General features: G+C 64.6%; 17 protein-coding genes. 16 read left to right on the top strand and 1 reads right to left on the bottom strand.

What is annotated here, in order from left to right; all coding sequences use genetic code 11:
* Positions 1 to 192 precede the first annotated feature (192 nt).
* The 16 genes from ACZYGA_RS04830 (at position 193) to ACZYGA_RS04755 (ending at position 15,876) form a co-directional block, all read left to right on the top strand.
* A complete protein-coding gene (locus ACZYGA_RS04830) occupies positions 193 to 591 on the top strand; it encodes a YceD family protein (protein ID WP_308457318.1) in 399 nt (132 codons plus the stop codon).
* Between the two features lie 33 nt (positions 592 to 624).
* On the top strand, positions 625 to 795 hold the full coding sequence (gene rpmF / locus ACZYGA_RS04825; protein WP_065392644.1) for a 50S ribosomal protein L32: 171 nt from the start codon (positions 625 to 627) through the stop codon (positions 793 to 795).
* Between the two features lie 29 nt (positions 796 to 824).
* A complete protein-coding gene (gene plsX / locus ACZYGA_RS04820) occupies positions 825 to 1,847 on the top strand; it encodes a phosphate acyltransferase PlsX (RefSeq protein WP_479398501.1) in 1,023 nt (340 codons plus the stop codon).
* Positions 1,848 to 2,220: 373 nt separating this feature from the next.
* On the top strand, positions 2,221 to 3,183 hold the full coding sequence (fabD, locus tag ACZYGA_RS04815; protein WP_077372081.1) for an ACP S-malonyltransferase: 963 nt from the start codon (positions 2,221 to 2,223) through the stop codon (positions 3,181 to 3,183).
* A 60-nt stretch (positions 3,184 to 3,243) separates the two neighbouring features.
* Complete coding sequence (fabG, locus tag ACZYGA_RS04810; RefSeq protein WP_043331893.1) at positions 3,244 to 3,987, top strand: 3-oxoacyl-ACP reductase FabG; 744 nt, start codon at positions 3,244 to 3,246, stop codon at positions 3,985 to 3,987.
* 100 nt (positions 3,988 to 4,087) lie between these two features.
* Complete coding sequence (gene acpP, locus ACZYGA_RS04805) at positions 4,088 to 4,321, top strand: acyl carrier protein (protein ID WP_065392587.1); 234 nt, start codon at positions 4,088 to 4,090, stop codon at positions 4,319 to 4,321.
* A gap of 530 nt (positions 4,322 to 4,851) precedes the next feature.
* Complete coding sequence (fabF, locus tag ACZYGA_RS04800; RefSeq protein ID WP_077372085.1) at positions 4,852 to 6,096, top strand: beta-ketoacyl-ACP synthase II; 1,245 nt, start codon at positions 4,852 to 4,854, stop codon at positions 6,094 to 6,096.
* Positions 6,097 to 6,243: 147 nt separating this feature from the next.
* Positions 6,244 to 7,095, top strand: coding sequence for an aminodeoxychorismate lyase (gene pabC, locus ACZYGA_RS04795; RefSeq protein ID WP_479398500.1), 852 nt, complete (start codon positions 6,244 to 6,246; stop codon positions 7,093 to 7,095).
* Between the two features lie 72 nt (positions 7,096 to 7,167).
* Positions 7,168 to 8,169, top strand: coding sequence for an endolytic transglycosylase MltG (mltG, locus tag ACZYGA_RS04790; protein ID WP_084209134.1), 1,002 nt, complete (start codon positions 7,168 to 7,170; stop codon positions 8,167 to 8,169).
* Between the two features lie 101 nt (positions 8,170 to 8,270).
* Entirely contained in the window at positions 8,271 to 9,002 is a 732-nt protein-coding gene (gene tmk, locus ACZYGA_RS04785; protein ID WP_341542427.1) for a dTMP kinase, read from the top strand.
* Positions 8,999 to 10,027 carry a DNA polymerase III subunit delta' gene (locus ACZYGA_RS04780; RefSeq protein ID WP_077372094.1) on the top strand — a complete coding sequence of 343 codons (1,029 nt, stop codon included), beginning with the start codon at positions 8,999 to 9,001 and terminating at the stop codon, positions 10,025 to 10,027. Before tmk ends, ACZYGA_RS04780 begins: the two co-directional genes overlap by 4 nt.
* Positions 10,028 to 10,200: 173 nt before the next feature.
* Complete coding sequence (locus ACZYGA_RS04775) at positions 10,201 to 10,551, top strand: PilZ domain-containing protein (protein WP_077372097.1); 351 nt, start codon at positions 10,201 to 10,203, stop codon at positions 10,549 to 10,551.
* 106 nt (positions 10,552 to 10,657) lie between these two features.
* Positions 10,658 to 11,494 (top strand): TatD family hydrolase, encoded by an 837-nt coding sequence (locus ACZYGA_RS04770; protein WP_084209132.1) that lies wholly within the window; start codon positions 10,658 to 10,660, stop codon positions 11,492 to 11,494.
* A gap of 43 nt (positions 11,495 to 11,537) precedes the next feature.
* Positions 11,538 to 12,173, top strand: a complete 636-nt coding sequence (locus tag ACZYGA_RS04765) for a DUF1285 domain-containing protein (RefSeq protein ID WP_479398498.1) — start codon at positions 11,538 to 11,540, stop codon at positions 12,171 to 12,173.
* 95 nt (positions 12,174 to 12,268) lie between these two features.
* Positions 12,269 to 14,839: an ATP-dependent helicase gene (locus ACZYGA_RS04760; RefSeq protein ID WP_479398497.1), complete on the top strand. Its 2,571-nt coding sequence runs from the start codon at positions 12,269 to 12,271 to the stop codon at positions 14,837 to 14,839.
* Positions 14,840 to 14,937: 98 nt separating this feature from the next.
* Positions 14,938 to 15,876, top strand: coding sequence for a sulfurtransferase (locus ACZYGA_RS04755; RefSeq protein ID WP_479398495.1), 939 nt, complete (start codon positions 14,938 to 14,940; stop codon positions 15,874 to 15,876).
* 101 nt (positions 15,877 to 15,977) lie between these two features.
* Here the strand turns inward: ACZYGA_RS04755 and ACZYGA_RS04750 are convergent, their stop codons facing one another.
* On the bottom strand, positions 15,978 to 17,213 hold the full coding sequence (locus ACZYGA_RS04750; protein ID WP_479398494.1) for a dicarboxylate/amino acid:cation symporter: 1,236 nt from the start codon (positions 17,211 to 17,213) through the stop codon (positions 15,978 to 15,980).
* Positions 17,214 to 17,410 lie beyond the last annotated feature (197 nt).

Raw genomic sequence — 17,410 nt, 5'->3', positions numbered from 1 at the left:
ATGAACAAGTTGCTCATGCATTTTGACACCGGGAGGGGGAATCCCTATTATGGCGCGCCTATGTTGACCACAAGACTGCCGACCAAGGTCGAGCCCTACCGGCTGGCGTCAGCGGGAAAACGCCTTGAAGGCGTGATTCCTCTGGCGGACATGCCCCGTGTAGTTGAAGCGATCGGTGCACAGGAGGGTGACGTGAGCATCACGTTGGCCTTTGACATCGATACTCAGCGTCGCAGCTTCATCGAGGGCAGCATCGCCTTCGAGGCAAGTCTGCTGTGCCAGCGCTGCCTGGGACCTACCGAGCCGGAACCGCTTTCCAGCGAATTCCTGTTGGGACTGGTCACCAATGACGCACTGGCATCGCAGCTGCCCGGTGAGTACGAGCCGGTAGTGGTGGAAAACGAACAGCTGGATCTCCTGTCAGTGATCGAGGATGAAGTGCTCCTTGTCCTGCCGCAGGTGGTCTACCACGAGGAGGCCGATTGTGCCGTCTCTCGCGACCAGCTGGCCAGCGGTGTGGAACCCGAGGCCTCGGACGCACCCGCTGTGAATCCATTCAGTGTGCTTGGCACCCTGAAGGACAAGCACTGAACTCAATTTGTCGACAAGATTGGAGTAATTCCCATGGCAGTTCAGCAGAACCGCAAAACCCGTTCCAAGCGTGGCATGCGTCGCAGCCACGACGCCCTGACTGCACCGACCCTGTCCCAGGACAAGGAAACCGGTACAGTTCACCTGCGTCACCACGTGTCTGCCGACGGTTTCTACCGTGGCCGTAAAGTCGTCGATGCCTAAAGCATTGATGCAGCGCACGGCGTAACGCCGTGCGTATCGCCATCGATACGATGGGCGGGGACTTCGGTCCCCGCGCTACGTTACGGGGCACTGCCAGTGCACTGTTGCGTGACCCACGACTCAGCGCCACGCTGGTGGGTCCAGGGCATCTTCTGGGTGCCGAGCTTGATTCCCTCCCTGCTTCACTCTCCCGTGTTCGTGATCGCCTTCAGACACTCGCTGTCGACGGCATTGTCGCGTCTGATGCTCGCCCCTCGCGTGTCGTGCGCAGTCGCGAGCCCAGCAGCATGTCCCGTGCGCTCGACCTGGTGGCGAGCGGGCAGGCCGATGCCTGCGTCAGTGCGGGCAATACCGGCGCCTTGATGGCGTTGGCCATGCGGGACGTGGGAACGGTCGAGGGAGTGGAGCGGCCAGCCATCTGTGCGGCGGTACCCACGCAGGGAGAGCGGTCCTGCAGTCTGCTGGATCTTGGCGCCAATGTGGCGGTCGCGCCGCAGCATCTGCTGGCATTTGCTCGCATGGGTGCCGTGCGGTGCCAGCTGGTGGAAGGTGTCACCAACCCGCGCGTGGGGCTGCTCAATGTCGGTGTCGAATCCGGCAAGGGGACGGCGCAGGTGCAGGAAGCGCATGCCTTGCTGGCTGGCAGCGGTGCGAATTTCGATTATCTCGGCTTCGTTGAAGGGGGCGACCTCTTTGCAGGTGGGGTAGACGTCGTGGTCTGCGACGGTTTCGTCGGCAATGTCGTGCTCAAGAGCAGTGAAGGGCTGGCCCAGATGCTGTCGGCACAGCTGGGGGCGACATTGGCGGCGGATTGGCGTACGCGCCTGATGGCCTGGTTGGCACGTCCGGCATTGACGCGCCTGTCTCGTCAGCTGGATCCGGTGCGCTACAACGGTGCCAGTCTGCTGGGCGTGGCTGGCGTGGTCGTCAAGAGTCATGGCGGGGCGGCCGCGGAGGGATTCGCCTATGCTGTCTCGCGCGCGGCGAGTGAGGCGCGTCGAGGCTTGCCGGAGCGTCTTGCGCATGCTCTCAAGGGCAGCCTGCCGGGTTAATTGCGTAAATTGGTCGGATTCTTGGTCGGCGGGGGTCGAGCTTGGTCTCACTCGGTGCGACAATGCCTGCGCCCGACCGATGTGGCATCGGGTCTGACGCGAAGGCGCCGCCTGATGTCCGGGATGTCCGGCAGGTGTTAAGGCCTGTGCTCGCGAGAAATGGCGAGTGAGAGGGTGGTAGCAGGCAGCAAGTGTGTCGCTGGTGAGTACAATGCAGTGAAGGGAGAAGCAGGCTTTCCCCTGGCAGGAGTGTGTGGCGTTGGTGAATGGCTCCGGATGGGAGCGACACGGCGCAGCGCACTGGCGGGCCAGCGGAAATCGGGTTTCCTTACCCGTGTCAGTCCCACCTGAACAGATGGAAATGGTGACAGCAATGACAGATTCCCTGGCCCTCATCTTCCCGGGACAGGGCTCCCAGCAGGTCGGCATGCTGCGGGAGCTGGCGGAGCGCTACAGCGTCGTCCGCACTACCTTCGAAGAAGCCTCTGACGCGCTGGGGCGCGATCTCTGGCATCTGACGCAGGAAGGCCCGGCAGAGGAGCTCAATCGTACCGAGTTGACCCAGCCTGCGCTTCTGACGGCCAGCGTTGCCATCTGGCGCGTCTGGCAGGAGCTGGAAGGTCCGCGTCCGGCGCGCATGGCCGGTCACTCCCTGGGCGAATACAGCGCGATGGTCTGCGCCGGCGTGATCGGCTTTGCCGAAGGCGTCAAGCTGGTCAATCTGCGCGGCGAAGCCATGCAGACTGCCGTGCCTCAGGGGCAGGGCGCGATGGCGGCCATTCTCGGTCTCGAGAATGCTCAGGTCGAAGCTGCCTGTGCCAGTGCGGCGCAGGGTGAAGTGGTCGCGGCAGTCAACTACAATGCGCCGGGTCAGGTGGTCATCGCGGGCGGCACGGCTGCCGTCGAGCGTGCCATCGCGGCGTGTCAGGAGGCGGGTGCCAAGCGTGCCATGCCGCTGCCGGTCTCCGTGCCTTCGCATTGCGATCTGATGCGTCCGGCGGCTGACAAGCTGGCCGAGGCGATGAACGACATCGACTTCCGTGCGCCGCGCTACACCGTCATCCAGAATGTCGATGCCAAGGCCCATGAGGATGTCGAGACACTGCGTCAGCGTCTGATTGAGCAGCTCTATCAGCCGGTGCGCTGGACGGATTGCGTCAATGCCATGTTCGACAGCGGCGCGCGGACCTTCATCGAATGCGGTCCGGGCAAGGTGTTGACCGGTCTCGGCAAGCGTATCCAGCGTCAGGCCCGTGGCCTGGCCGTGAACGACCCGGACAGCCTGGAAGCGGCGCTGGAACTTGCCCGTGAGACCGCTGCCGAACAGAATCAGTAAGCTCGTGATTGGCCCGCGCGGCCAGTCATGTGACTTGGATCAGCCAACTCAGGACTCAAGATGACGAGCGAACGCAGAATCGCACTGGTAACCGGTGCCAGTCGTGGCATCGGCCAAGCCATCTCCCGTGAACTCGGCCGTCAGGGCCGTATCGTGATCGGCACGGCCACAAGCGAAAAAGGGGCGGCCGCCATCGGCGCTGACCTCGAGGCGCACGGTATCGAAGGCGCGGGCATGCTGCTCAACGTCACCGACCAGGCCAGCGTCGACGCCGTGCTCAAGGAAATCGGCGAGCGCTTCGGCGCACCGACCATCCTGGTCAACAACGCCGGCATCACCCGTGACAACCTGCTGATGCGCCTCAAGGAAGACGATTGGGATGCGGTGCTCGACACCAACCTCAAGTCGGTCTTCCGTGTCAGCAAGAGCTGCCTGCGCGGCATGACCAAGGCGCGCTTCGGTCGCATCGTCAACATCTCGTCCGTGGTCGCGACCATGGGCAACCTCGGTCAGGTCAACTATGCTGCCGCCAAGGCAGGCATGGAAGGCTTTGCCCGCTCGCTGGCGCGTGAAGTCGCGTCGCGCAATATTACCGTCAATTCAGTGGCGCCGGGCTTCATCGCCACTGACATGACCGAAGCATTGCCGGAAGCGCAGCACGAAGCGCTGCTCGGCAACATCCCGCTGGCGCGCCTTGGCCAGCCGGAAGAGATTGCTGCGGCAGTCGGCTTCCTGACCAGTGATGCAGCAGGCTACATTACCGGTGAGACGTTGCAGGTAAACGGCGGCATGAACATGCGCTAAGCCCCGCGCGGGGACGTGGTTGCGTCCTTTTGGGGTGGCCTATAAACTACGCCCAGCTTTTTCGAGCTGCGGATTCCGTACCACTAGGAGTGATTGTTAAATGAGCACCATTGAAGAACGCGTCAAGAAGGTTGTGGCCGAGCGCCTGAACGCCAAAGAAGAAGACATCCAGAACTCTTCCTCTTTCACTGAAGACCTGGGCGCCGACTCCCTGGACACCGTTGAGCTGGTGATGGCTCTGGAAGAGGAATTCGATACTGAAATTCCTGACGAAGAAGCAGAGAAGATCACCACCGTGCAGGAAGCTATCGATTACATCGTCAACCACCAGTAAGGTGGATTGAAGCGACCAGCGGGCCCTTCGTGGCTCAGGGTCGTGATGCAATCGTCTGTACGTTCAAGAGCCGCACTGTCTTCAGTGCGGCTCTTGTCGTTTCTGCCATTCGTCACTCTTGAGCGCTGGTCGGCCGTGCCTTTCTCGGCAGAGCGGCCAGCAAGGACGGCAGACTTCTCTGCCGGCGGGAGATGCGAGAGTTTGGCGGTGCCAGGGGCGGGCGACGTCCGAGGCAAGGGCGAGGTCTGCGCAGGAGCGTGAGCCTGTCGCGGGATGTCTCGCGCGACCTTCCTGTGCCAGAGCCCTGTCTTTGTGGGCGAAAAGAGGCGGGAGCAGGGCGTGTGGTCGGCAGTGTTGATCGCAGGTGACATGGCGGTGTCACCCCCGTTGCCTGTGCGCAGGACAGCGTCTGGAAAACCGCAGGAAAACCGACTGCCCATCACTGGCAAGGTTTCTGTATAATGCGCTCAATTACCGCCCAGGTGCAGCTGGCCCAGGCGTGCCAAGTCGATAGTTTTGGAGGAGACACGATGCCTCGCAGAAGGGTAGTGGTGACAGGTCTAGGCCTGGTGACCCCGGTAGGGAATACCGTCGAGGAAAGCTGGAGCAACATCAAGGCGGGCAAGAGTGGCATCGCACCCATCGAGCATTTCGATGTCAGCGGTTTCAATACCCGTTTTGGCGGTTCCATCAAGAATTTCGATGTGGGTCAGTATCTGAACCCGAAAGAGGCCCGCAAGATGGACCTCTTCATCCAGTACGGTATCGCGGCGGCCCATCAGGCCATCACCGATTCCGGTATCGAGTGCACGGAAGACAATGCCGATCGCATCGGTGTTGCCATCGGTTCCGGTATCGGTGGTCTGCCGATGATCGAGCACAATCACAAGGCGCTGGAGAAAGGCGGTGCGCGTCGCATCTCGCCGTTCTTCGTGCCGGGCTCCATCATCAACATGATCTCCGGCAACCTGGCGATCCAGTTCGGTTATCGCGGCCCCAACATCGCGATCACCACCGCCTGTACCACCGGAACGCACAACATCGGTTACAGCGCTCGTACCATCGCCTACGGCGATGCTGACGTGATGGTGGCCGGTGGTGCCGAGATGGCGACCACACCGCTGGGTCTGGGCGGCTTCTCCGCGGCGCGCGCGCTCTCGACCCGCAACGACGACCCTCAGGCGGCCAGCCGCCCATGGGACCGTGATCGTGATGGCTTCGTGCTGTCCGACGGTGCCGGTGTCGTGGTGCTGGAAGAGTATGAGCACGCCAAGGCACGTGGTGCGACCATCTACGCCGAGGTGCTCGGTTTCGGCATGTCCGATGATGCGCATCACATGACGGCGCCGCCTGAAGACGGCCGTGGCGCGGCCGCCTCGATGCGCAACGCCATTCGGGATGCCAAGCTGGACCCGAGCGAGATCGATTACATCAATGCTCACGGCACGTCCACCAATGCCGGCGACAAGGCCGAGAGCCTGGCCGTCGAATCCGTGCTGGGCGACGCGGCGCGCAATGTGGCCGTCAGTTCCACCAAGTCGATGATCGGTCACCTGCTGGGTGCCGCCGGTGCCGTCGAGGCCGTGTTCTGCGTGCTGGCGATGCGTGATCAGGTCGCCCCGCCGACCATCAACCTCGACAATCCGGCCGAGGGCTGCAATCTCGATTACGTTCCCAATGTCGCACGCGACATGAAGATCGAGTACACCCTGTCCAACTCCTTCGGCTTCGGTGGCACCAACGGCTCGTTGGTGTTCGGCAAGCTCAAGGACTGAGGTCGCACGCTGTCGTGATCTCCCCTCTGACGCGCTCCCATCCGGGGGCGCGTCTGTCTGTGGGGCGTTGCCAGGCGGTGATGACCGGATCACGATGTCTTGCTGACACCTTGTGTGCCATGCATGTCGCGAAGGAGTGTTGCATCGATGACGGCTGACCATACCGGTACCACGCAGGAGATGCTTCACGACTCGCTTGCGGCGGACCTGCCCATGGAGGATCGCGGCCTTGCCTACGGTGAGGGCGTGTTCGAGACGATTCTGGTGCGCGATGGCCAGCCGCAGCTATGGTCACGGCACCTGGCGCGACTGACCCGTGGTTGCCGGCGACTTGGCTTGCCCGTGCCCTCGTCGCAGGCGCTCGATGCGTGTCTGGACGTCTGTCGGGGCGAGGGGCTCGAGGTGCTCAAGCTGGTCGTCACCGGCGGGTCCGGTGGTCGTGGCTACAAGGCACCCGAGTCACCCGAACCTCGTCTGCGGGCACGCGCAATGCCCTTTGTGGTCAATCGTGAGGCCCGTCAGGGCATCACGGCGCGCGTGTGCGAATTGCGCGTGGCGGAGCAGCCGGCGCTGGCGGGACTCAAGCATCTCAACCGGCTCGAGAATGTGCTGGCACGCCGTGAGTGGACAGACCCCGCCATCCGGGAGGGGCTGTTGCTGACGGCAAGCGATGAGCTCGTCGAGGCCACCAGCATGAACCTCGCCTGGTATCGCGACGGGCAATGGTTCACGCCATGCCTGGATCGCGCCGGTGTCGAGGGCACCTTGCTGGTGGCGCTAGAGGCCGAGCTCCCCGTCATGCGAGTGCGCGAAGGACTGGCATCACTGAGGGCGGCCGAGGTGGTGGTGGTGATGAATTCCGTGCAGGGCGTCTGGCCGCTGCGCACCTTGCTGGCGGCGTCGGGAGCGCCTCTGGCCCAATGGAGTGATGAGGGGCATCCGGCGCTTGCGTCACTGAACGACATTGTCGCGCGCTTGCTGGGCGAGCCCGCGTATTGATGGAAGGCGTCCAGGCTGCGGGGGCGTTCCCGAGCAGACACCTTCTTCGCCATGAAGACTGGAAATCCGATTATGCGTGTATTCAAGATCCTTCTGATGCTGGTCGTCGTGGCCGTGGCTGCGGGTATGGTGGGCTTTCGTTACTGGCAGGCACAGTTGCTGTCACCGCTGGCGATCGAGCAGGAACAGCTGTTCGAGGTCCCGCGCGGTGCCAGTCTCTCCAAGGTGGTGAGCGAGCTGGAATCCCGAGGCATCATCGAGGCCAGCTGGCCGTACAAGGTATGGGCACGTCTGGAGCCTGATGCCGTCAATGGTTTGCGCGCCGGTGAATTCCGTCTCACGCCGGGCCTGAACGGGCGTGAGCTGGTGGCACTGCTGTCCAGCGATGACGTCGTCAGCTATACCCTGACCGTGCCGGAAGGCTGGACCTTCGCCCAGATGCGTACCGCCATGGACGCCTCACCCAAGCTTGAGCACACGACTCGCGACATGAGCGATGAGGAACTGATGGCGGCCGTAGGGGCAGAAGGCGAGAAGCCGGAAGGGCGCTTCTTCCCGGACACCTACCGCTATCACAAGGGCGTGAGCGATCTGTCGCTCTACAAGCAGGCCTACGCGCGCATGAGCAAGACGCTTGAGGACGTGTGGGCCGGGCGTGATGACGACCTGCCGATCACCACCGCGTACGAGGCCCTGATTCTGGCCTCGCTGATCGAGCGCGAGACCGGTGCCCCGGAAGAGCGTGGCGAGATCGCCGGCGTGTTCAAGCGTCGCATGGAGCGTGGCATGCGCCTGCAGACCGACCCGACCGTGATCTACGGTCTGGGGGAGGATTATGATGGCTCGCTGTCGCGTGCCGATCTGCGCAAGCCGACCCCCTGGAATACCTACGTGATCACCGGCCTGCCGCCGACACCCATCGCGATGCCGGGGCGTGCCGCTCTGGAAGCCGCGGTGCACCCCAAGCCAGGCGACACCTACTACTTCGTCGCCAAGGGCGAGGGCAAGCACCACTTCTCGCGCACTCTGCGAGAGCACAACAACGCCGTGCGCCGCTATATTCTCAACCGGTAATACGCCGTGAATGAGGCGAAATGTCCGCGTGGTCCGGTGATCATCGCCATGCCGCGTGGGCCTTCGTCGCGAGTCATCTGCCGTCTGAATCAGGAAACCTCATGTCTTCACGTCCGAGCGCCGCAAGCACGACGTCTTCTCGCCACATCCCCCCCCTCGAGGTGAGCCCATCGACGGGGCGTTTCATCACCCTGGAAGGAGGAGAAGGTGTCGGCAAGAGCACCAATGTCGCCTTCGTGGTCGCCGAGCTCGAGGCGCACGGCATCGAGGTGGTGCGTACGCGGGAACCCGGAGGCAGTGAGCGGGCGGAAGCCATACGCCGGTTGTTGCTGGACCCGGCCCCCGCGGAGGCCTTGAGCGATGATGCCGAGCTGCTGCTGATGTTCGCCGCGCGTGCCCAGCACCTGGCCGCGACCATTCGCCCGGCGCTGGAACGTGGTGCCTGGGTGGTGTGTGATCGCTTCACCGATGCCACCTTCGCCTATCAGGGCGGCGGGCGTGGCTTGCCGCTGGCCGACATCACCACACTGGAAGCCTTGGTGCAGAAAGGGCTGCAGCCGGATCTGACGTTGCTGTTGGACATGCCGGTCGAGGCCGCACGAGGGCGTCTGGCCGCACGGCGCGCCGAAACCGGCGAAGGCGCGGATCGCATCGAGCAGGAAGCCGAGCAGTTCTTCGAAGCGGTGCGAGTCGGCTATCACCAGCGGCGCGATGCAGACCCCGAGCGCTTTGCCACCATCAATGCCGATCAGTCGCTGGCAGAGGTACAGGCCGAGATCGCCGGCGTGCTGTCGGCCCGCATCGCCGCCTGGCAGGCAGGAGAGACCGCATGAGCGCAACGCGATCCAGCGATGACGGCGTGACACTCTCGAGTTTCTCGCCGCTGCCGTGGCAGCACTCGCTGTGGCAGCACTTCACCGCCGTGCATGACAGCGGTCGCCTGCCGCACGCGGTGATGCTCAGCGGGCCTTCGGGGCTTGGCAAGCAGGAACTCGCGGATGCGATGATCGCCCGTGTGCTATGCCGCACCGCACAGGGCAAGCCCGGCGCTGCCGCCTGCGGTGACTGCCATGGTTGCCACATGCTGGCGGCAGGGCATCATCCTGACCTGATGGCGGTGTCACCTCAGGACGTCGGCAAGATGATCCGTATCGACCCGATCCGCGACGTCAATCGGTTCGTCGCCCAGACGGCCCAGCAGGGCGGCTATCGTGTCATTCGCCTGCAGCCGGCGGAATCGATGAACATCGCCTCGGCCAACGCGCTGCTCAAGAGTCTCGAGGAGCCCGGCGCCAACACCCTGTTCATCCTGCTCAGTGACATGCCATCGCGCGTGCTGCCGACCATTCGCTCCCGCTGCCAGCAGTGGCCCCTGGTGATTCCGTCGGCTGAAGACAGTCTGCCGTGGTTGAGCGAGCAGCTGGGCGAAGATGCCCAATCGTTGCTGCGCATGGCAGGAGGCCTGCCGCAGCTGGCGGTGCGTCTGGGCGAGGCGGACCAGCGCCAGCTCAGGCAGGCATTGCGTGAACTGTTCGACGCGCTGGTGCGCGGGGGAGAGCCGGTGGCGGAAGCCTGGCGTCTGGAGCGCCAACCGCTGTCGCAGGTGCTGTGGTACGGTATTGCCTGGCTGGAAGATCTGATTCGCATGGGCTTGTCTGGCAATACCGCGCAGCTGCGTGACCCGAGTCTTGAGCCCTTGTTGCGTCAGGCGGTCAAGAATGGTCGCACCCGTGACTGGTTCAAGCTGCTGGACTTTGCCCGTGAGCAGCGCCGTCTGCTGGCGGCGGGGGGCAACCCCAACCCGCAGCTGGTGCTGGAATCCTGGCTGGTGCGTTGGGCAGCGCTGCTGCGTTCGTGATGCCCGTGAGCAGGAGGCAGCGCTCAACGTGCCCCGCGGGCTAGACTGACAGCAGGCGCCGCGCGAACCGCAGGACAGGCGCCATGAGATTCACGCTGCTCGGCGTCGCCGTGAGAAGAGCAGACGCCGAGCCACGAGACTGAATTCGCCGGATCACCGGCCGGAGGTGAAGGATGCACACCGCTCCACAGCAAGGCCAGAAGGCACTGTCGCTGACGATTCGCGACCAGAAGACATTGCTGGCCGCCTACATGTCGACTCTCGTGCGAGGCGGTATCTTCGTGCCGACCACCGAGCGCTACACCATGGGGCAGGAGGTCTACCTGCTGCTGACATTGCCGGAAGAATCCGAGCGCATTCCGGTCACCGGTCGCGTGGTCTGGATCTCCCCCTCGGGTGTCGGCGGTCGCCGTACCGCAGGCATCGGCATCCACTTCAGTGAAGAGGACCGCCAGGTGCGTGATCATATCGAGAACCATCTGGCCGGCATGCTGGGCAAGGGCCACGCCACCTATACGCTATGAGCTGATCCCGCTCTGCCTGTCCCCCCGACCGGTGCCGCCATGCTGGCGTGTCGGTCGTTCATGTTTTCGCCATGCCTCGCGTGGCCCCCAGTCTGAGAGTTTCCGGATGTTTGTCGATTCGCATTGCCACCTTGATCGCCTCAAGCTTGAAGAACATGGCGGCAGCCTTGACGCCGTGCTGGACGCCGCGCGCGCCCGTCACGTGCATCAATTCCTCGCCATCGCGGTCACGCTGGACGATGTGCCCGAGATCTCGGCCATCGCCCGACAGCATGACGATGTGGTGATTTCCGCCGGTGTGCATCCGCTGCATCAGGTAGACCCGGAGCCCTCGGTCGAGGACATCAAGAAGTGTGCCGAGCGCTTCGGTGCGGTGGCCATCGGCGAGACCGGCCTCGATTATCACTACGAGAGCGTCAGCCGTGAACTGCAATACGAGCGCTTCACGCGTCATCTGATTGCCGCGCGCGAGCTGGAGCTACCGGTCATCATCCATACCCGTGAAGCCCGCGAGGACACCCTGGCGCTGATCAAGGAGCATACCGACCCCGCCGTGGGTGGCGTGCTGCACTGCTTCACGGAAGATCTGGACATGGCACGTGTCGCGGTGGGCCACGGTTTCATGGTGTCCATCTCCGGGATCGTCACCTTCCGCAATGCCGAGCATGTCCGCGAGCTGGCGCGCGCCATCCCGCTGGATCGCCTGTTGATCGAGACCGACAGCCCCTACCTGGCGCCGGTGCCGTACCGTGGCACCTCCAACGTGCCGGGCAACGTGGTCGAGGTCGCCGAATGCATCGCCGCCGAGCGCGGCATCACCGTCGATGAGCTGGCGATGCAGACCACCGCCAACTTCTATCGTCTGTTCCGCGCCGCCGCGCCGGAAGCCCCGGACAACGTTCGCGAAGCGCTGGCCAGCAGCGGCATGCTCATCGACGGATGAGCGCCCACGGGCAGCGTGACACGCCAGGCAGGGAGGAAATGTCATGAATCCAGCCGCCATTCTCACTCGATTGGACGACAGGGCCGGCAAGGATGGGCCACTGCCACCGGTGGAGACCTGGCACCCGGAGCACTGCGGCGAGATGGATCTCGTCATCCGCGCCGATGGTCGCTGGGTGCATGAAGGCACGCCGATCGGTCGTGCACAGCTGGTGCACATGCTGTCGCGGGTCATGCGGCGCGAACCCGATGGCAGCTACTGCCTGGTCACGCCGGCGGAGAAGGTCACCATCCAGGTCGAGGATCGCCCCTTCCTGGCGGTGGATTGCTCTCGTGTCGAGTCTAAACCTGATCAGACACAGCCTGGACAGGCAGCACTCGGAGAGGCTGAGCCTCAGCCTCAGCCGGACATCTGGCAGCTGGTCACCGACCAGGGTGATATCGTGCGACTGGAAGGGGATACCCGTCTGACGCTCAGCGAGACACCGGATGGCCTGTGGTTGCCGGAAGCGCCGGTGCGCTTCGGACTCGCCGCTCGTCTGCATCGCAATCTCTACTATCGTCTGCTGGGAGAGGCCGAGATGCGCGAGCTGGGCAATGGCGATCAGGCACTGGGCTTCGTGAGCGACGGCCACTGGCAGATGCTCGGCGTACTGAGTGCCCGTGACCTCGACACCTGAGTCACCTGGTCTCGCCCGCGGCAGCGCCGCCTGAACCGTATTCATCAACGACGCATGGCATCCTTGCCGTCCCTCGTCAGCCATTGCAGGTCTTCATGTCTTCTACTCTCCCGCCAGTCGCGCCTGATACCCCTGTCGAGGCCATCGGTGTCACGCCAGATGATGTCGCCACCGGCGGTGCGGAACCGGTCTCGCCGCTCGCGCACGCCGTCGGCCAGCTGACGCAACGGCTGACGGATCAGCAGCGTGCCGTGGTGGCACATCGCGGACGACACGCACGGGTCGCGGCGGTGGCAGGGTCTGGCAAGACCACCACGCTGGTGGCGCGAGTGCTGAGTCTGCTGGCGGAAGGCATTCCGGCGCAGCGGATTCTGGTGCTGATGTTCAACCGCTCGGCGCGCGAGGACTTCGTCGCCAAGCTGGCGCAGTCGGCGCCACCGGGCACACGCCTGCCGGATGTCCGCACCTTTCACTCCATCGGTCATCGCCTGACCACTACCCTGGTGCGCTGGGGGAGTCTGGCGCCGCGCGAGCTGATCCAGCAGGACTGGGCGTTGGAGCGGTTGCTCAAGCAGGCCGCCCAGCGTGCCCTGGGCGATGCCGACCGCGCCGATCGTGAGGCGGCACTGGAAGGTGAGCGTCTCGAAGCGCTTGCCCAGTTCTGTGATCTGGTCAAGGCCGAGATGTGTGAACCGACGCTGCTGTACGAGCGCATGAACCTTGGTGAGCACACCGGTCACTTCGTCGAGTCCTTCGCCCAGCTTGAGCAGCTGCTCGAGCAGCATGGCCAGATGACCTATGCCGATCTGCTCTATCGGCCGCTGCGTCAGCTGGAGAAGGAGCCGGAGACCCGTGCGCGCATCCAGGGGCATCTGCAGCACGTCATCATCGATGAGTATCAGGACATCAATGAGGCGCAGCAGCGCATGCTGGCGCTGCTGGCCGGTGCGCCGTCCACTGCGGCTTCCTCGCCGGCAGTCACCGGCGAATCATCCAGCACCGTGGCAGAAGTCATGGCGGTAGGTGACGCCAACCAGTGCATCTATGAGTGGCGTGGCGCCCGCCCTGATTACATGCTGACGCGTTTCGCCGAGAGTTTCCCGTCCCCGCTGGACTTCCCGCTCAGTTACACCTTTCGCCATGGCCATCGTCTGGCATTGGCGGCCAATCACGCGATCGCCGCCAATGCGCGCCGCCCGGATCAGCTGTGTCTGGCTGCACCCGGCACACCGCCGACGCGGTTGTTCGAAGGGCAGGGGGCCGCCAGTCTGGTCGCGGCGCTGACCGCCTGGCGTGAGTCGGGGCGCAGCGGTGCCGAGGCCGCCGTGCTGGTGCGCAGCTGGGCGCTGTCGGTGCCGGTGCAGCTGCAGTTGCTGAAGGCCGGGATTCCCTTCCGTCTCGGGCAGGGCGATCGCTTCGTGTTCCGCCTGCCACTGGTGCAGGCGCTGGCAGGCTATCTGGAGCTTGCGCGTGACGCCACGCGGCTGCGTGACCCGGCGCATCTGATGTTGCTGTTCACCCAGCCCACCGCCTTCGTCGCGCGCGAGCGTCTCGAGCGTCTGTGTCAGCAACTGGCCGACAGCCAGCGCTGGCCGCGCAAGGAAGACCCGATTCTCGAAGGGCTCAAGCCGCTGCAGCGCCGCAACCTGCACAAGCGCTGGAAGCTGTTGTGTGATCTCCCTTCGCTGGGCGACTGGGCTCCCGCGCGGCTGCTGCGGCACGTGGTCGATGAGCTGGAAGCCGACAAGGTGCTGAGACGGGCCGCGGCCCGACGGGACAAGGGCGAGGAGGACGTGCGTCTGCTGGACGTGCTGATCGAGCAGGCGGGGGAGCTTGCCAACGACCCCGAGGCCTTCGTCAACCTGCTGCGCAATCCGGTCGAGGATGCCGCCGATGGTGTGCTGATCACCACGGTCCATGGCGCCAAGGGGCTGGAATGGCCGCTGGTAGGCCTCTGGGGCATGAACGAAGAGGACTTCCCGGCCTACTCGCGCGACAACCCGCTGTCACCGGAGCGCCTCGAGGAAGAGCGACGTCTGTGCTATGTCGGCGTGACCCGTGCTCGTGAACAGCTGCATCTGTGGCGGGATGGCGGGACCCATGCGCCGAGTCGCTTCCTGGCGGAACTGTGCGTGGAGGACTGCTCCCGCCTCGGTGACTGGATTCACGGTGCGGGCAAGCGTGCCAAGCTCGCTCGCCAGCAGGCCGGTGAGGGTGACGCATCCAGTCGCGAGGCGCCCTCTGAAAGTACCGAGACCCTGCGCGTGAGCGCGCCAGCCCTTGGCGAGGCCTATCTGGCGCGCCTGCCGTTGGTACGTCATGGCATCACGCCGCCGACGCTTGAGGCCTCGCCCAGGCCCAGGGCCGAGCAACAGAGCAAGCCCGGTGGCGTAGGCAAGACCGCTGACGCCGCATCCAGCCGGCGTCAGCCTCGTTCCGGGGGCCGTCATTCCCGCACGTCATCCTCGCCTCGCAGCGAGGTGTCTGGCGTGCTGCAAAGCGTCGGTGGCTGGAAGGTGGGGCAGCGTGTCGCTCATGACACCTTTGGCGAGGGCGTGATCGAAGAGGTGTCCGGCAATGACACCAATCCGCTGGTCGAAGTGCGCTTTGCCGATGGCAGCAAGCGACGCCTGATCGCCTCGCGTGCGCCACTGTCCGCTCTGTAAGACCAGACGCCCAGGGTGGCAAGGTGCGCGATTGCCAATCATCGACGTGAGGGCCATCATGCCTTCATGGCGTCACCGTCCGCTGGAAAGGAGTTCCCATGGCCCAGTATCCCGATCCTGCCGCACTGGCGGCAGCCTCCGTCTCCACCTCATCGTTGCTGGCCCCGGACCAGCGGCAGGCACCCTTGATCGACGCCAGTCAGCTGGTGACCCAGCTGGCGATGGCAGGGCTCAAGTCCCCCGTGGTACTGGATTGCCGCGCTCGCCTCGAGGATGGCGAGGCGGGCGAGCGGATGTGGCGTGAAGGGCACCTGCCGGGGGCCATCCATGTCGATATGGAACGTGATCTCTCTGCGCCCGTGCGCGAGGACGGCGTGGGCGGTCGTCATCCACTGCCGTCGCACCAGGCGACAGCCGAGCTGTTTCGCCGTCTCGGCATCACGCCCGAGCAACAGGTGGTGGTCTATGACGACATGGGCGGCCAGATGGCGGCGGCGCGCCTGTGGTGGATGCTGACCTGGGCCGGGCATCCGGATGTGCGTGTTCTGGATGGCGGCATCCAGGCCTGGAATCAGGCCATGGGCGAGCTCAAGCGCGCTCCCTCCCAGCCAGTGACCTCCGAGCCCAGTGACTGGCAGCCGAGCTTTGACGACAGCCTGCTGGTCACTGCCGAGGAGGTGGACAGTCAGGCGGTGCTGCTGGATGCCCGTGGTGAAGCGCGCTTTCGCGGTGAGCAGGAGCCGGTCGACCCGGTGGCCGGCCATATCCCCGGCGCCCTGTGTCGCCCGACCCCCGGCAATCTCGAGGCCAATGGTCGCTTCAAGGACCGCATGAGCCTGATGCGCGAGCTGCGCCGGACATTGCCGGATGACAGCGCCGTGATCGCCTATTGCGGTTCCGGCATCAGCGCCTGTCAGAATATCCTGGCCTTCGCGATCGCGGGACTGCCGCTGCCGCGTCTGTACGCCGGCTCCTGGAGTGACTGGATCAGTGACGCCGAACGCCCGGTCGCCACCGGCGAGGCCAGCGAAGGGTAGCATTCAGGCAAGCCCGACACGGATATTGCCGAAACGACAACGCCCGCCAGAGAAACCTCTGGCGGGCGTTGTCGTTTGTGGGGCGCGCTTTCCGTGCGCGCTCAGGCTGGCGTCTTGGGCTCCGCGGCAGGCTTGCGCGACTCGAAGCGCTCCAGCAGGGCAGCGTTGGCGCAGTTGCCCATCACGTTGAGGGCGGTGCGCAGGCCGTCGGTGAAGCGGTCGACGCCGGCGACCACGGCCACGCCCTCCAGCGGCAGACCCGCCGCGCCCAGCACGGTGGTCATCGCGACCAGCCCGGCACCCGGCACGCCCGCCGTGGAAAAGCTGACCAGCAGACCGGTGGTGAAGACGGTGATCACCAGTGACGTCGTGACGTCGATACCGAACAGCTGCGCCGCGAACAACGCATTGAAGCCCTGCAGCACGGCGGCGCCATCACGCTTGAGCGCGGTACCGAAGGGCAGCGCGAAACTGGCCAGAGATTCCTGCATGCCGTAGTCGCGCGCATTGCCCAGCGCCAGCGGCAGGGTGGCACCGGAACTGGCGGTACCGAAGGCGAAGCCCAGGCTCTGGCCGAAGTGGCGCATGAAGGCCAGCGGGCGGGCACCGGTCACGGCCAGCAGCACCAGATAGAGCAGTGCCATCAAGGCCAGCGCGATGATCAGACCGATCACGTACATGCCCAGCCGCATCAGCAGATCCAGCCCCTGGGTGGCGATCACCGAGGTGATCAGCGCGAAGACACCAAGCGGGGCCAGCTTGAGCACGAAGGACAGTACCTTGAGGCTGACGGTGTAGCCGCTTTCGATCACGCGATGCAGCGGCGCGCTTTCTTCCGGCAGGGCACGCATCGCCAGCCCGATCAAGGCGGCTGCGAAGATGACCTGCAGCAGGCCGCCGCCACCCAGCGCCGTGAAGGGGTTGTTGGGCACCAGGCCCACCAGCCATTGGGCGATGCTGTCGGCGTTGCGGCCTTCAGGCGCCGAGTCCACCAGGCTCTCGGCACCGCTGCCCGGGCTGAGCCAATGAGCGACCAGCATGCCCAGCGTCAGCGCCACGGCGCTGGTGATCACGTAGCTGCCCAGCAGACGCCCGGCATGGCGGCCCACGTCAGCACCGCCTTCGCGACTGGTCAGGCTGAGGATGAGGGCACCGAAGACCATCGGTACCACCACGAACTGCAGCAGACGCAGGAAGATCTGGCCTACCGGCGTCAGCAGGTTGGCGTCGAGCCAGGCGACACTGCCCTCGGGCAAGGCACCTGCTCCGGCGTTCAGGGCAAGGCCGCTGAGGATACCCAGCCCCAGGGCGAGCAGTATCTGACGAGTGACGGACATGGTGGCTCCGAAGCAAGGGAAGTCAGGAAGAGGCGAGTCGACGCTCGGGTGCTGCGCCGTCTGACCCCGTTGGAGTGAGTGAAATCAAGGATGGCTAATGTGCTATCCATGGAAAGTTATATCAATGAAGTATTTGAGACTGTTTTGGAATAACACAAGAAGCGCCCTCGTGAGAGCGCGACATCTCCCTGCTGAAG

It is taken from the genome of Cobetia sp. BL01 (assembly GCF_056493605.1).
The sequence above is the reverse complement of the archived record's forward strand: the minus strand, read 5'-3'. Positions and strand labels throughout refer to the sequence as shown.